Here is a 14,459-nt window from a genome sequence, read left to right as displayed (position 1 = left end):
GGTTCAAAATGTCGGCGGCGTGCAGGCCGAAATCACCTCGCATGGCTTGGCGCCGATGCAGCGGAAGCGGTGCGGGCGGCGGCTTTCGAAGTAATAGGCGTCGCCGGCGTTGAGCACCCGCCGCTCGTCGTCGACCGTGACCTCGAGCCGGCCCGAGACCACGATGCCGCCTTCCTCGCCCTCATGCACCAGCGGCACCCGGCCGGTGTCGCTGCCGGGCTCGTAGCGCTCTTTCAGGATTTGCAACGCCCGGCCGAACAGGCTGTCGCCGATTTGCAGATAGGAGATCGGCTTCTTGCCGATCTCGGTCAGCTCGTCGGCGCGATAGAACGCCTTGCGCGGCCGCTCCGGCTCGATCGCGAAGAATTCGGCAAGCCCCATCGGGATCCCGTCGAGGATGCGCTTCAGGGCGCCGACCGACGGGTTCATCTGGTTGGATTCGATCAGCGAAATCGTCGAATTGGTCACGCCGGAGCGCTTGGCGAGTTCGCGCTGCGACAGCTTGTGCCGCGCGCGGATGAATCGAAGCCGACCGCCGATGTCGACGCTCATGGCAGTCCCCTTGGCAAATCTTTGTTGCAGGTGTTGCGGATCGAACAAATCTTGGCAGACCGCCTCAACAAGATCAATGGCTTGCGCTGCGGCAGAAAAGGACTTGTTGAGTGCCTGGAAGAGTGGTCCGACTAGCATCAGTCAGCAATGGAGCGCCGCCGTGACCGTTCATCAGATTCCGAACACCATCAAGACCGACTCGTTTTGGATGCCGTTCACGGCCAACCGGCAGTTCAAGAAGGCGCCGCGGCTGTTCTCCTCCGCCAAGGGCATGTACTACACCTCGGTCGACGGCCGGCAGGTGATCGACGGCTCAGCCGGCCTGTGGTGCGTCAACGCCGGCCACGGCCGCCCGCAGATCGCGGCCGCGGTCGAGCGGCAGTTGTCGACGCTGGATTTCGCGCCCTCGTTCAACATGGGCCACCCGCTGGCGTTCGATTTCGCCGAGCGGCTCGCCGAGATCGCCCCGAAGGGGCTGGATCGCGTCTTCTTCACCAATTCGGGCTCTGAATCGGTCGATACCGCGCTGAAGATCGCGCTGGCCTATCATCGTGCCGCCGGCCAGCCGAGCCGCACCCGCTTGATCGGCCGCGAGCGCGGCTATCACGGCGTCGGCTTTGGCGGCATGTCGGTCGGCGGCATGGTCGCCAACCGCCGCCAGTTCGCGACCCATCTGCCCGGCGTCGACCACATCCGTCATACCCACGATCTCGCCCGCAACGCCTTCGCCAAGGATCAGCCGGAGCACGGCGCCGAGCTCGCCGACGATGTCGAGCGGATGGTGGCGCTGCATGGCGCCGACACCATCGCGGCGGTGATCGTCGAGCCGGTGCCGGGTTCGACCGCGGTGCTGCCGGCGCCGAAGGGCTATCTGCAGCGCCTGCGCGAGCTCTGCACCAAGCACGGCATCCTGCTGATCTTCGACGAGGTCATCACCGGCTTCGGCCGCCTCGGCACCCCGTTCGCCGCCAACTTCTACGGCGTGACGCCCGACATGATGACGACCGCGAAGGGTATCACCAACGGCACCGTGCCGTGCGGCGCGGTGTTCACCAGCCGTCAGATCCACGACGGGCTGATGGTCGGCCCGGACAACGCCATGGAGCTGTTCCACGGCTACACCTATTCGGCGCATCCGGTGGCCTGCGCGGCGGGTCTTGCCACGCTCGACATCTACAAGGACGAAGCTCTGCTGACCCGCGGCGCCTCGCTCGCCGACTACTGGCGCGATGCCCTGCATTCGCTGAAGGGCCTACCGAACGTGGTCGACATCCGCAACCAGGGCCTGATGGGTGCGGTCGAAGTCGCGCCGCGCGATGGTGTCGTCGGCGCGCGCGGCTACGACATCATGGTCGATTGCTTCAACCGCGGCCTCTACTTCCGCATGAGCGGCGACTCGCTAGCGTTGTCGCCGCCTTTGATCGTTGAGAAGTCGCACATCGACGACATCGTCTCGATCCTCGGCGACTCCATCAAGCGCGTGGCCTGATAATTGCTAGCTAGATATTAGCTAGCTCTACAAATTGCTGTCGCCGTTGCGAAGCAGAGTGGTTTCGCAGCGGCGATTGCGTTTTCGCTGCAGGATGTGAGGAAAAGTGAAGGTCCTTGTTCTCGGCAGTGGCGTGATCGGCGTCACCTCTGCCTATTACCTTGCACGCGCAGGCCACGAGGTGACGGTGATCGACCGTCAGCCGAAGCCCGCGCTGGAAACCTCCTTTGCCAATGCCGGCGAAGTGTCGCCCGGATACTCATCGCCGTGGGCCGGCCCCGGCGTGCCGGTCAAGGCGGTGAAGTGGCTGTTGATGAAGCACGGCCCGCTGGTGATCCGCCCCAAGCTCGATCCCGTGATGTGGCTCTGGCTCTTGAAGATGCTGCGCAACTGCACGACTGCGCGCTACGCGGTGAACAAGAGCCGGATGATCCCGATCGCGGAATACAGCCGCGACTGCCTGCAGGCGCTGCGCACCGAGATCGGCATCCGCTATGACGAGCGTGCGCGCGGCACGCTGCAGCTGTTTCGCGAGCAGGCCCAGCTCGATCACACCGGCGACGACATCGCGGTGCTGAAGCAGTACGGCGTGCCGTTCGAGGTGCTCGGCCGCGAGGGCTGCATCGCCGCCGAGCCCGCGCTGGCCGGCGTGAAGGAAAAGTTCGCCGGCGGGCTGCGGCTGCCGCATGATGAGACCGGCGACTGCCACATGTTCACGCAGGCCCTGGCGCTGGAAGCCGAGAAGCTCGGCGTTCGCTTCAACTTCAATGTCGGCATCGACGGACTGAATGCGGACGCGACCCGGATCACCGGCGTCGCGACCAGCGCCGGGATGATGACGGCGGACGCCTATGTGCTGGCGCTCGGCAGCTATTCGCCGATCCTGCTGCGGCCGCTCGGCATCTCGCTGCCGGTCTATCCGGTTAAGGGCTACTCGATCACCGTGCCGATCAGGGACGCGTCCGGCGCGCCTGAATCGACCGTGATGGACGAGAGCTACAAGGTCGCGATCACCCGGCTCGGCGATCGCATCCGGGTCGGCGGCACCGCCGAGATCTCGGGCTATTCGACCAAGCTCTACGCCGCGCGGCGCGCGACGCTGGATCATTCGCTGACCGACCTGTTTCCGCGCGGCGGCGACCTTCCCAGGGCCACCTTCTGGTGCGGGCTGCGCCCGATGACGCCGGACGGCCCGCCGGTGATCGGCGCCACGCGCTTTGCCAATCTGCACCTCAACACCGGTCATGGCACGCTCGGCTGGACCATGGCCTGCGGCTCGGGCCGGGTGCTGGCGGACATGCTCTCGGGGAAGAAGCCCGAGATCGACACCAAGGAGCTGTCGATCAAGCGCTACGATGTCAGGTTCGGGTAAGCCGCATCGCTGTACGCGAGTTGCTGGCGCAAGATGAGTTTATTTTGAGTCGAGCAACGGGCTCCGCTTCACCTCGCCCCGCGCGCGGGGAGAGGTCGGAACGCATCGTTAGATGCGTTCCGGGTGAGGGGGAATCTCCGCAAACGCGGCTGTCGCCGAATACGCTGAGAAGTCCCCTCACCCCAACCCTCTCCCCGTAAGAACGGGGAGAGGGAGCGCAGCACCGTCGCGGCTGCGATTTTGCCCCAATCTCGTCACGCACTATTCGGCGGCGTTCTTCACGGGCGGTTCGACATCGTCGTCGCGCTTCGTTGCCGTCCAGCTCGACAGCGCATTCGAGAACCGGTCGAGATAGAGATACACGAGTGAACAGCGTGAGCGCCTGGCTCACGATCAGGCCGCCGACCATCGCATAGCCGAGCGGTTGGCGGATTTCCGATCCCGTTCCGGTGCCCAGCATCAGCGGGACGCCGCCGAGCAGCGCCGCCATCGTCGTCATCATGATCGGGCGGAAGCGCAGCAGGGCCGCTTTCCGGATCGATTCACGCGGCGACCGATGCTCCTCGCGTTCGGCGGCGATCGCGAAGTCGACCATCATGATGCCGTTCTTCTTCACGATCCCGATCAGGAGGATGATGCCGATCAGCGCGATCAGGCTGAAATCGAACCCGAACGCCATCAGGATCGCCAGCGCGCCGACCCCGGCCGATGGCAGCGTGGACAGGATCGTGAGCGGATGGATGTAGCTCTCATAGAGCACGCCGAGGATCAGGTAGACCACGACCAGCGCGGCCAGGATCAGCAGCGACACCGAGCTCAGTGACTGCTGGAAGGCCTGGGCGGTGCCCTGGAAACTCGAGCTGAGCGTGGCTGGAGCACCGAGATCGGCGACGGCGTTCTGGATCGCATCGGTGGCCTGGCCGAGCGCCACCCCTTGCGCGAGGTTGAAGCTGATCGTGGTCGCAGGAAACTGTCCCTGGTGCGCGATCGCGAGCGGGCGCACCGGAATAGTGGTCCACTTGCAGAACACGGAGAGCGGCACCTCGTCCCCCGTGGTCGACGACTTGATGTAGAGCTTGTTGAGCGTGTCGAGCTTGCCCTGCAATTCGGGGAGGATCTCCAGGATGACGTGATAGCTGTTGAGCTGGGTGAAGTATTGGGTCACCTGGCGCTGGCCGAACGCGTCGTACAGCGTGTCGTCGATCAATTGCGGCTGGATACCGAAGCGCGACGCGGTGTCGCGATCGATGGTCAGCGTCAGCTCGTTCCCTCGGTCTGCTGGTCGGTGGCGACGTCGCGCAGTTCCGGTAGCGTCTTCATCCTGGCCAGAATCTTCGGCGCCCATTCGTTCAGCTCGTCGAGCTTTGCATCCTGCAGCGTGTATTCGAACTGCGTCCGCGTGGCGCGGCCGCCCAGCCGGACGTCCTGGGACGCCTGCATGTAGAGACGTGCTCCCTCGACCGCCTCGAGCTTCGGCCGCAGCCGCGCGATGATCTGCTGCGCATTCGCGTCGCGCTCCTCGCGCGGCTTCAGCGTGATGTACATGCGACCCGAATTCAGCGCGGTGCCGCCGCCGCCGATGAACTCGGCCATGCTCTCCACCGCGGGATCGGCCCGAACGATCCTGCTGAGTTCTTCCTGGTGCCGCTCCATGTCGGCGAAAGAGATATCCTGGGCCATCTCCGACACCGCGTTCAGGAAGCCATTGTCCTGTTGCGGGAAGAATCCCTTCGGAATGATCAGGAACAGATAGACCGACAGTGCGACCGTCGCGAAGAAGATGCAGAGCGTGGTCCGGCTCCAGCTCAGCGCCCGATCAAGCCCTCGCTCATAGGCATGCAGCATCCTGTCGAATGCCGCCTCGCTCCATTGGTAGAGCCGGCCGTGCCTCGTCTCGCCATGCGCGCGCAGGAAGCGCGATGCCATCATCGGCGTCAGCGTCAGCGACACCACCAGGGAGACGAAGATCGCCATCGCCAGGGTCACCGCGAATTCGCGGAACAGTCGGCCGATCACGCCACCCATCAGCAGCAGCGGGATCAGCACCGCGATCAACGAGATACTGATGGACAGGATGGTAAACCCGATCTCGCCGGCGCCCTGCAATGCTGCGGCGAGCGGCCGCGCGCCCTGCTCGACGTATCGCGCTTTTCCAGCATCACGATGGCATCGTCGACCACGAAGCCGACGGCGATCGTCAGTGCCATCAGCGAAAGGTTGTCGAGCGTGTAGCCGAACACCCACATCAGCGCGCAGGCGCCGAGCAGCGCGAGCGGCACGGTCACGGCGGGAATCACCGTCGCCCAGAAGCTGCGCAGGAACAGGAAGATTACCATGACGACCAGAACGATGGTGATGAGCAGCGTGATCTGCACGTCCTCGACCGCGGCGCGGATCGTCAATGTCCGGTCGCTGATGATCTTGATCTTGATGGCGGGCGGAATCGCGGCGACGAGCCTTGGAAGCTGCTCCTTGATCCTGTCGACCGTTCCGATGACGTTGGCGCCGGGTTGCTTGAAGATGACGAGGAACGCGCCGCGTTTGCCGTCCGCCCAGGCGACCCGCTTCATGTCCTCCGACCCGGCGACGGCCTGGCCGATGTCGCGAATCCGCAACGGGCCGCCGTTGCGGTAGGCGATGATCACGTCATTCCAGTCCTTGGCATCCAGCAACTGATCGTTGGCGTAGATCGTGTAGGCACGGCTCGTGCCGTCGATGTTGCCCTTCGGACTGTCGACCGTCGTGATCGCGATCTGGCCGCGGATATCTTCCAGCGAGAGCCCCTTGGCGACCAGCTTGGCGGGATCGATCTGCACGCGGATCGAAGGCTTCTGCTGCCCGCCGATGAACACCTGGGCGACGCCCGAGATCTGACTGATCTGCTGCCCGAGCTGGGCGTCGACCGCGTCGCTCACGGTGATGAGGGGCAGGGTGTCCGAGGTCGCCGACAGCAGCAGGATCGGCGAGTCCGCCGGGTTGACCTTGCGATAGGTCGGCGGCGTCGGCAGGTTCTTGGGCAACTGGCCACCTGCGGCATTGATCGCCGCCTGGATGTCATTGGCGGCGCCGTCGATGCTGCGGTTCAGATCGAACTGAATGGTGACTGCGGTCGACCCGAGCGAACTCGTCGAGGTCATCTGGGCAAAGCCCGGAATCTGCGCGAATTGCCGCTCCAGCGGCTGCGCGACGGAGGACGCCATGGTTTCGGGCTGGCGCCGGGCAGGCTTGCGGAAATCTGGATGGTCGGAAAATCGACCTGCGGCAGCGGCGCGACCGGCAACAGGGGATAGGCGACCATTCCGACGAACAGAATGCCGGCCATCAGCAGCGAGGTGCCGATCGGGTAGCGGATAAACCGAGATGAGAAGCTCTCGTTCATTTCTGCGATCCAAATGAACGGCAGGCGCATCTTTTCCCGAAGGTCGGGAGTCGTCCTCGAAAGCTCGAGCGCGAACGCGCGTTTTCCTCGCCATGGCCAATCGGCAGATCGCGGAGCTGCCTCCGCGTCTACCTGTTTTTTGCCAGCATAATCATTCCGGGGCATGCCGCGCGAATGGAAACGTCGGATCGCACATTCGACGTTCGTTCAATGGCCGGAATTCGCGTGCCGTTATCGCCGTTTGGGAAGCGTCAAAAATGTCGCTGGCGCAGAATATATCGTGGGACGACATATTATTGCGCGCGCGGTTGGCTCGACGCCACGAGGGGGCGTTATGATTGTTCAGCCGCGGCTTGTCCAATGCAACTTGCTCGTGCAGCGGTCCTAGGCGATGTCGAACTCGTCCTGCATCCTGGTCACGATGTCGCGAAGTTCTTTTTCCTTCGCCTCGTCCAGGGCGGTCTCGCGGGTGCCGCCGAGATCCCAGCTCGGCGTATAGCCCTTGAGCCGGATCAGCTTCAGGCCAGTGACACCGGATCGTCTTTCCAGCTCGGCCGTGATCTCGTGCTGCATTTGAAGCGTCTTCATCGCGCACCTCCGGGAACGCTATTCCGCTCAACAGGACAGCCAGCATCATGTTCCTCGCGAGCCCGCGCCGGATGTGTGTCCCGCCGTGCAGGAACGTGCGCCTTGCGGTCCACGTTGCTTCCGGTCGAACCAGGAAAGGACCTCACATGAAGAAACTGGCAACGATCGGATTGGCTGCGGCCGTGATGCTGTCGACATCGCTCGCCTTCGCGCAGGGTGGCGGCGCCGGTGGCGGATCGGCCGGCGGTGCGAGTGCAGGCGCGGGGACCGGAAGCTCCGGCACAGGAACCGGCACCGGCGGCACCACCGGGATGGGAACCGGCTCGGGAATGAGCAATCCGCCCGGCAGCACGACCGGGAACATGAACAACCCAGGCACCTCGACGCCGAACTACTGGACCGACCCAAACAACAATTCCGCGACCGGGACCGGGACTTCAAACCTTCCCGGCAACAACAGCGGAACGCGGACCAATCCGCGATGATCGCGAAAGCCTCGCCTCAGCGCGGGGTTTTTCATTACGGTGGCGTTCGGCGACGAAAGAGCCCGGCGCGATGGCCGGGCTGGATCGCGAATATGAACAGATATGTATGTACCAGGCTTGGCAATGCGACGATCTAACCGAATGCCAACCTGATCGTCTGTGCACTTTAGCACACTTGCGCGGCCACCGTGCTCAGCGACCGCAGCCATCGCATCCGGCGCGGGCTTATGCGGCTCATATGCCGTAGAGCCCGCGGCGCTCTCGAATTCATATCCCGCCCTGAAGATATTGAGCCCGACGCAGACGCTCTCGCGTGCAGGCCAGACCGTTGAGGTTCGGCCGCGAGCGCGGCAGCGAACCGAAAGGTGATGTCATGTCTTCGCTTCAGATTGCTATCGGCGACCGGATCATCGAGCCGATGATCGCGCTTGCCGGCTGCACGACGCAACAGCACATCGTCGTGGCCGGCACGAGGAGCATGGAATTGATGTTCGAGCTGCAGCGGCGCGGCTACGCGCGCGCGGCGGCGTCGGGCAATTGCGGCCGCCCCGCCGGTCAGTACGACGTTGCGCTGGTCGATTGGCGGCGGCGCACGCTTCTCTCGCTCGAGCCGGCGCTGGACTGGTTGACGAATGTCCTTAGCGCCCGTGCGGTGCTGGTGGTGTGGGTCGATGCCCAGAAGCCCTCGGCCAACCAAAGCCTGCGGGCGTCGCTGGAGCGGCGCGGCTTCGTCGTCGAGCAGGGCATCGTGCATCAGTACGGCTGCGCGCTGTCGGCACGGAGGTCGCAAGCCCATCCGCTGCAGCTTGCGGCCTGACGCGCTGAACGCGGCTTATCGCGAGGGGAAATCACCATGTCCAAGGTGCGACGCGCCGTGATCCGCGAATGGATGTTGCTGGCGCGCGAGAAACGGCAATCCAGCGAGCAGGCGGCCGCCTTTGCAACGGCGTCGCTGCAGCGGCACGACCTGCCGCGCAGCAGCCGTCGAACACCGCATGAAATCATCATGCGGTGGCTGCGGCCACGCACCGGACGTCCTTGAGCGGTGGCCGCCGCCATCGTGGGGCGGGCGGCAATCAACAGCAGAGCGATCGATGCGTGCCCATGAGTTTGAGCTGCTCCCGCATGCGCCTCGCGGCGCGGAGGATCTTGTTGCCGAAATCGCGAGGTCAACGTCCGACGCTGCGGCCCGCAGCGCCGCGGCGCTCGCGCTGGTGTATTGCGACATCATCGCGGGCGAGGGACCCACGGTGGCCGGCCGGGCGCATTTCTCGCGAACGATCGACGCCGCCGACGCCGCGCTATGTGCGCGCATCCTCTGTGCCGCCGGTCGCGCCGGACATTCGGTCAGTCGCGCCGAAGCCGACGCGGGTTTTTGCGATCGATGCGGTCGGGAGCGAACGGGTCGATGACGGACGTTTCGACGACCTGCTTGCCAAGGCGGTGCTGCATCATCTGATGGGCGCCGCCGGCACAACCATTCCCGGCCGCGAGCAGGCGCTGGCCCGCGACAATCCGCTGGATGACTGGGGGGCGGCGATCGTGCTGGCTGCGGAACCGCGATCCTGGCTCGCCGGTCATCTTGACTGGATGAAGCCGTCATCCCCGGCCGCGCGCACCATCGATGCGGTGCTTCATGTCAATCCGGCAGGACCCCGGCTGCCGCTCGGCATCCTCTTCAACATGGAGGCCTGAACAAGCATAGCCCGTTGAGCCAACGGGTCGCGCGACGGCCCGCCGATGACAGGCTCCGCGACATCCGGGGCAGTCGGTCCCGCATGTCGCTGCGCGCATGCGGGCTACGATGGGTAAGGTCAGCGCGACGGCTTTGGGTTGGCTTTCTTCGCAGGCTTTGCCGTTGTGCCGACCGGCTGCACCCGCAAGCCGTCCACGAATACGTCCAACAGCCGGAGCGCAGTGGTCTGCCAGCCGGACTGGTCGTGCATGTAGCACATGCCGATCAGCGCCCGCAGCACGTCCTCGGCGCTGATGTCGCCACGGATCGCACCGGCCGCGAACGCGCGCGCGAGCAGGGTGCCGATCGCCCTGGTCAGGCGGTCGAACGAATAGGCGTGCAGCTCGGTCGAGCCGTGAGCGACCAGCGCCAGTGCTGCGACCATGCCCTTCTTGGTGGCGACGAATTCCACGTTAGCGCGTAGCCAGCGCCGCAGCGCCTCGACCGGCTCGGGCGCGCATTGCAGTTGTTCGGCCAGATCGCCGAGCTGCTCGACCTCGCGGCGGTAGACCGCCTCATAGAGCGCTTCGCGCGTTGGGAAGTGGCGATAGAGCGTGCCGATGCCGACGCCGGCATGGCGCGCCACCGCCTCGAGACTCGCCTCGCTGCCGCCGGCCGAGAACACGGCCTTGGCCGCTTCCAGCACGCGCTCGCGATTGCGCACCGCGTCGGCGCGGGGCTTGCGTGCAATTTCTGGTGATCGAGCGGCCATCGCTTTTTCTTTTCACCCTCCCTTGTAAACGGAGGATGCCTCCGTATATGGCGACCAGCACCGGGCCTGACAAGGCGCGCCGATCCTGCATCGGCGGCCACGGGCTTCCGTTGCCTCGATTCAAACCGACCATACACGGATCGGAGCCCTGCATGAATCTCCCACTCAGCCTCACTATCAACGGTGTCCGCCGGGAAATTGCCCTCGACGACCCCCGCGTAACCCTGCTCGACCTGTTGCGCGAGCGGCTCGACCTCACCGGTACCAAGAAGGGATGCGACCGCGGCCAGTGCGGCGCGTGCACCGTCCTGGTCGACGGCCGCCGCATCAATTCCTGCCTCGCGCTTGCCGTCAGCCATGACGGCGCCGAGATCACAACCATCGAAGGCGTCGCGCGCGGCGACCAGCTGCATCCGGTGCAGGCCGCTTTCATCGCCCATGACGGCTTCCAGTGCGGCTTCTGCACGCCGGGCCAGATCATGAGCGGCATCGGCCTGATCCAGGAAGGCCAGGCCGGCGACGATCCGGAGCGCGTGCGCGAATGCATGAGCGGCAATCTGTGCCGCTGCGGGGCCTATCAAGGAATCACCGAGGCCGTGCTCGAGGCGCAGGCCGACATCAACGCGACCAAGCAGAGGCGCTCCGCATGATGAACTTCGATTATGTCAGGCCGGCCAGCGTCGCGGACGCGATCGCGGCGGCATCCGAGAAGGGCGCGAGCTATCTCGCCTCCGGCACCAATCTGCTCGACCTGATGAAGGGCGGCGTCAGCCGGCCGAGCCTTCTCGTCGACGTCACGCGTCTGCCGGGGCTCGACCGCATCGAGCATCTGGCCGACGGCGGCTTGCGGATCGGCGCGCTGGTGCGCAATGCCGATCTCGCGCATGATGCGGAGTTTGCGCGCGACTATCCGGCGGTCGCCGAGGCGTTGCTGTCGGGCGCGTCCGCCCAGCTGCGCAATGCCGCGACCGTCGGCGGCAACCTGATGCAGCGAACGCGCTGCGCCTATTTCTACGACGCCGGCAGCGCCTGCAACCGGCGCTGGCCGGGCGCCGGCTGCGACGCGCTGAAGGGCGAGAACCGCCTGCACGCGGTGCTCGGCTGGAGCGAGGGCTGCATCGCAACCCATCCGTCGGATTTCTGCGTGCCGCTGGTCGCGTTCGACGCCGTCGTCGAGATCGAGGGCAAGACCGGCCGGCGCGAGCTGCCGCTCGAGGCGCTGCACCGTCTGCCGGGCGAGACGCCGGAGCGCGAGACCGCGCTGGAGCGCGGCGACCTGATCGTCGCGCTGCGGCTGCCGGCCGAAGCGCAAGGCTTCTCCGGGCATGCGCGCTACATCAAGGTGCGCGAGCGCACGTCCTATGCGTTCGCGGTGGTCTCGGCCGCGGCCGGCTTGCGCATCGAGGATGGAAAGATCCGCGAGGCGCGGCTGGCGCTCGGCGGCGTCGCGGCAAAGCCGTGGCGAGCGCGCGAGGCCGAGCAGGTGCTCGCGGGCGCCGCGCCGGATGCGGCGACCTATCGCGAGGCGGCGCGCGCCGCGCTCGCGGGCGCAATACCGTCCGGCGACAACGCCTTCAAGATCGAGCTCGCGCAGCGCATCGTCGTGCGCGCGCTCACCCTTGCTGCTGCAGGCACGCCGGATCGCATTCCCGCGCTGCCGGGCTCTCCCTTCTCATCCGTTGCAGGAGCGTAACGCATGACGGCTGAACTCAATCTGACCCGCGACCCCGCCCATCTCAGGCACGGCTCGAATATCGGCCAGCCGCTGACCCGCACCGACGGCACGCTGAAGGTGACCGGCAAGGCCCGCTATGCCGCCGACAATCATCCGCCCGGCATGGTCTATGCCGTGATCGCGACCAGCTGCATCGCGCGCGGCCGCGTCACCGCGCTCGACGTCGCCGCCGCCAAGCGCCACCCCGGCGTCATCGACGTGATGACGCCGGCGCACAAGCCGGAGCTCGCCGAAGACCCCGACGCCAAGGGCAATCCGTTCGCCTTCCGCATGGAGCTCTTGCAGAGCGACGAGGTGCGCTACGCCAACCAGGCGATCGCGGTCGTGATCGCCGAGACGCTGGAGGCCGCCACCGAAGGCGCCGCGCTGCTGTCGCCGCGCTATCAGGTCGAGATCGCGCGTGTCGGTCTCGACGCCGGCGAAGCCTACGCGCCGCCGGTGGTCGGCATCGGTAATCCCGCCGAAGTCCGGCACGGCGATATCGATGCTGGCCTTGCCGCGGCATCGAAGCGGATCGACGCAACTTACGAGACGCCGGCGCAGTATCACAACGCGATGGAGCCGCACGCGATCGTCGCGGTGTGGGACGGCGATCGCTTGTTCCTCGACACGCCGAGCCAGGGCATGGCGATGGCGCAGATGCGGATCGGCGGCCTGTTCGGCATTCCGCCCGGCAACATCCACATCAACAGCCCGTTCCTCGGCGGCGGCTTCGGCTCCAAGGGCCTGGTCTCCGGGCCGCAGGTGCTCGGCGTCATGGCGGCGAAACTGGTCGGACGTCCGGTCAAGCTGGTGCTGCGGCGGAGCCAGATGTACGGCCCGGTCGGCCATCGTCCGCAGACCCGCCAGCGCATCCGGATCGGCACCGGTGACGACGGCCTGCTGACCGCGCTCGATCACGAGGCGCGCGTCACGACGTCGAGCTTCGACGATTTCTATGAGCCGGCGGCGGACGCCTCGCACACGCTCTATGCCAGCCCGGCGATCCGCACCGCGCATGAGGCGGTGCGCGTCGACACCGGCACGCCGCTGTTCATGCGCGCGCCGGGCGAGGCCACCGGATCGATCGCGCTGGAAAGCGCGGTCGACGAGGCGGCGTTCGCCTGCGGCATCGATCCCCTGGAATTCCGGCTGAAGAACTATGCCGAGGTCGAGCCGACCACCGGCAAGCCGTTTTCCTCCAAAGCGCTGCGGCAGTGCTACGCCAAGGCGGCCGAACGTTTCGGCTGGGCGGGGCGTCCGCTGCAGCCAAGGCAGATGCGTGACGAGAACGGCTTTCTGGTCGGATGGGGCATGGGCACCGCGACATTCCCGGCGCTGATGTTCCAGGGCAATGCCCGCGCCGTAATCCGCGCCGACGGACGCGGCGTGATGGAGAGCGGCGCGCATGACATGGGGCAGGGCGCCTGGACCGCGCTCACGCAAATCTCGGCCGATGCGCTCGCGCTCGATCTCGAGCAGATCTCGTTCCTGTCGGGCACGTCGGACCTGCCGGATGCCGGCATCGCCGGCGGCTCCGCGCACACCGCAACGGTCGGTGCCGCGATCCACAATGCCGGTGCGGCGGTGATCGCAAAACTCGCCGAGCTTGCGACCTCCGATGAGCGCTCGCCGCTGTTCGGCGCCGGCAATGCCGGCGTGGTGGCGCGGGCCGGGCGGCTCCATCGCCGCGACGATGACGCGCGCAGCGAAAGCTACGCCGAGATCTTGGCGCGCGCCGGCGTTGCCGAGGTCGAGGCCTCCGGCACGGGTGCGGCCGATCCGGCGGCGCAATCGCAATATGCGATGCACGCGCATGGCGCTGTCTTTGCCGAGGTGAAGGTCGATCCGGAGCTCGGCCAGATCCGCGCCACGCGGCTGGTCGGCGCGTTCGCCGCAGGGCGCATCATCAATCCGTTGATGGTGCAGAGCCAGCTGCGCGGCGGCATGATCTGGGGCCTCTCGTTCGCGCTGCACGAGGAGGCGGTGATGGACAAGAGGTCCGGCCGCATCCTGAATGCGAACCTTGCCGAGTATCATGTGCCCGTGAATGCCGACGTGCCGCCGATGGAGGTGATCACGGTCGACGAGCACGATCCCCATGTGAACCCGCTCGGCATCAAGGGCGTCGGCGAGATCGGCATCACCGGCAGCGCCGGCGCCGTCGCCAACGCCGTCTTCCACGCCACCGGCATCCGCGTGCGGAATTTCCCGATCAAGATCGAGGAAGTGGTGATGGGGTTGAAGTGATGCGGCTTGACGTGAGGGCTCCGTAATAACAGGTGTCGTCCCGGCGAAAGCCGGGACCCATAACCACGAATGTGAGTTATGGCAGGACGCTGGGGCCGCTTCCCCTTCGACAATCAAGATTGGTGGTAATGGGTCCCGGCCCCCGTGCGCAATTGCGCACTAGGCCGCGACGACGCTGGATGG

General features: G+C 66.0%; 12 protein-coding genes and 1 pseudogene. 9 read left to right on the top strand and 4 right to left on the bottom strand.

The features are described 5' to 3' along the window. Window positions 1-3: 3 nt before the first annotated feature. Window positions 4-552 (bottom strand): cupin domain-containing protein, encoded by a 549-nt coding sequence (locus tag ACVI1L_RS03125; RefSeq protein WP_018273259.1) that lies wholly within the window; start codon window positions 550-552, stop codon window positions 4-6. 160 nt (window positions 553-712) lie between these two features. On the opposite strand from ACVI1L_RS03125, the gene ACVI1L_RS03120 reads away from it, so the two are divergent. Beyond that, entirely contained in the window at window positions 713-2,041 is a 1,329-nt protein-coding gene (locus tag ACVI1L_RS03120; protein WP_035631725.1) for an aspartate aminotransferase family protein, read from the top strand. Window positions 2,042-2,147: 106 nt separating this feature from the next. Continuing rightward, a complete protein-coding gene (locus ACVI1L_RS03115) occupies window positions 2,148-3,413 on the top strand; it encodes a D-amino acid dehydrogenase (protein WP_253625705.1) in 1,266 nt (421 codons plus the stop codon). Here ACVI1L_RS03115 and ACVI1L_RS03110 read toward each other — a convergent pair. Both ACVI1L_RS03110 and ACVI1L_RS03105 read right to left on the bottom strand, forming a co-directional pair. Then, a pseudogene (locus tag ACVI1L_RS03110) lies at window positions 3,400-6,735 on the bottom strand (efflux RND transporter permease subunit). The gene ACVI1L_RS03115 and the pseudogene ACVI1L_RS03110 sit on opposite strands and share 14 nt — an antisense overlap. Window positions 6,736-7,176: 441 nt before the next feature. Continuing rightward, window positions 7,177-7,380, bottom strand: a complete 204-nt coding sequence (locus ACVI1L_RS03105; RefSeq protein ID WP_016844551.1) for a hypothetical protein — start codon at window positions 7,378-7,380, stop codon at window positions 7,177-7,179. A gap of 146 nt (window positions 7,381-7,526) precedes the next feature. Here ACVI1L_RS03105 and ACVI1L_RS03100 point away from each other — a divergent pair, with 146 nt between their 5' ends. From ACVI1L_RS03100 to ACVI1L_RS03085, 4 genes are all read left to right on the top strand, one after another. Beyond that, window positions 7,527-7,865 carry a hypothetical protein gene (locus ACVI1L_RS03100; protein WP_076824366.1) on the top strand — a complete coding sequence of 113 codons (339 nt, stop codon included), beginning with the start codon at window positions 7,527-7,529 and terminating at the stop codon, window positions 7,863-7,865. 373 nt (window positions 7,866-8,238) lie between these two features. Next, entirely contained in the window at window positions 8,239-8,682 is a 444-nt protein-coding gene (locus ACVI1L_RS03095) for a hypothetical protein (RefSeq protein WP_229191762.1), read from the top strand. 36 nt (window positions 8,683-8,718) lie between these two features. Beyond that, window positions 8,719-8,907: a hypothetical protein gene (locus ACVI1L_RS03090; RefSeq protein ID WP_057015177.1), complete on the top strand. Its 189-nt coding sequence runs from the start codon at window positions 8,719-8,721 to the stop codon at window positions 8,905-8,907. A gap of 263 nt (window positions 8,908-9,170) precedes the next feature. Continuing rightward, a complete protein-coding gene (locus tag ACVI1L_RS03085) occupies window positions 9,171-9,560 on the top strand; it encodes a hypothetical protein (RefSeq protein ID WP_057015176.1) in 390 nt (129 codons plus the stop codon). A 119-nt stretch (window positions 9,561-9,679) separates the two neighbouring features. Here ACVI1L_RS03085 and ACVI1L_RS03080 read toward each other — a convergent pair whose 3' ends face one another. Then, window positions 9,680-10,312, bottom strand: a complete 633-nt coding sequence (locus ACVI1L_RS03080; RefSeq protein ID WP_456782267.1) for a TetR/AcrR family transcriptional regulator — start codon at window positions 10,310-10,312, stop codon at window positions 9,680-9,682. 152 nt (window positions 10,313-10,464) lie between these two features. Here ACVI1L_RS03080 and ACVI1L_RS03075 point away from each other — a divergent pair, with 152 nt between their 5' ends. From ACVI1L_RS03075 to ACVI1L_RS03065, 3 genes are read left to right on the top strand one after another with little or no spacing between them, the layout of a single operon-like run. Further along, window positions 10,465-10,962 (top strand): (2Fe-2S)-binding protein, encoded by a 498-nt coding sequence (locus ACVI1L_RS03075; protein ID WP_057015174.1) that lies wholly within the window; start codon window positions 10,465-10,467, stop codon window positions 10,960-10,962. After that, window positions 10,959-12,005, top strand: a complete 1,047-nt coding sequence (locus tag ACVI1L_RS03070) for an FAD binding domain-containing protein (protein WP_456782266.1) — start codon at window positions 10,959-10,961, stop codon at window positions 12,003-12,005. The genes ACVI1L_RS03075 and ACVI1L_RS03070 overlap by 4 nt, the downstream gene beginning before the upstream one ends. Before the next feature lie 3 nt (window positions 12,006-12,008). Continuing rightward, window positions 12,009-14,276, top strand: coding sequence for a xanthine dehydrogenase family protein molybdopterin-binding subunit (locus ACVI1L_RS03065; RefSeq protein ID WP_456782265.1), 2,268 nt, complete (start codon window positions 12,009-12,011; stop codon window positions 14,274-14,276). The last annotated feature ends 183 nt before the right edge of the window (window positions 14,277-14,459 follow it).

The organism is Bradyrhizobium sp. USDA 4516 (assembly GCF_054055915.1).
This window is presented reverse-complemented; position numbering and strand designations above follow the sequence as displayed.

What these genes read in the sequence shown, in the direction of transcription:
- ACVI1L_RS03125 (WP_018273259.1), bottom strand. Translation starts at nt 552, where the DNA reads ATGAGCGTCGACATCGGCGGTCGGCTTCGATTCATCCGCGCGCGGCAC.
- ACVI1L_RS03105 (WP_016844551.1), bottom strand. Translation starts at nt 7,380, where the DNA reads ATGAAGACGCTTCAAATGCAGCACGAGATCACGGCCGAGCTGGAAAGA.
- ACVI1L_RS03100 (WP_076824366.1), top strand. Translation starts at nt 7,527, where the DNA reads ATGAAGAAACTGGCAACGATCGGATTGGCTGCGGCCGTGATGCTGTCG.
- ACVI1L_RS03095 (WP_229191762.1), top strand. Translation starts at nt 8,239, where the DNA reads ATGTCTTCGCTTCAGATTGCTATCGGCGACCGGATCATCGAGCCGATG.
- ACVI1L_RS03090 (WP_057015177.1), top strand. Translation starts at nt 8,719, where the DNA reads ATGTCCAAGGTGCGACGCGCCGTGATCCGCGAATGGATGTTGCTGGCG.
- ACVI1L_RS03080 (WP_456782267.1), bottom strand. Translation starts at nt 10,312, where the DNA reads ATGGCCGCTCGATCACCAGAAATTGCACGCAAGCCCCGCGCCGACGCG.
- ACVI1L_RS03075 (WP_057015174.1), top strand. Translation starts at nt 10,465, where the DNA reads ATGAATCTCCCACTCAGCCTCACTATCAACGGTGTCCGCCGGGAAATT.
- ACVI1L_RS03070 (WP_456782266.1), top strand. Translation starts at nt 10,959, where the DNA reads ATGATGAACTTCGATTATGTCAGGCCGGCCAGCGTCGCGGACGCGATC.
- ACVI1L_RS03065 (WP_456782265.1), top strand. Translation starts at nt 12,009, where the DNA reads ATGACGGCTGAACTCAATCTGACCCGCGACCCCGCCCATCTCAGGCAC.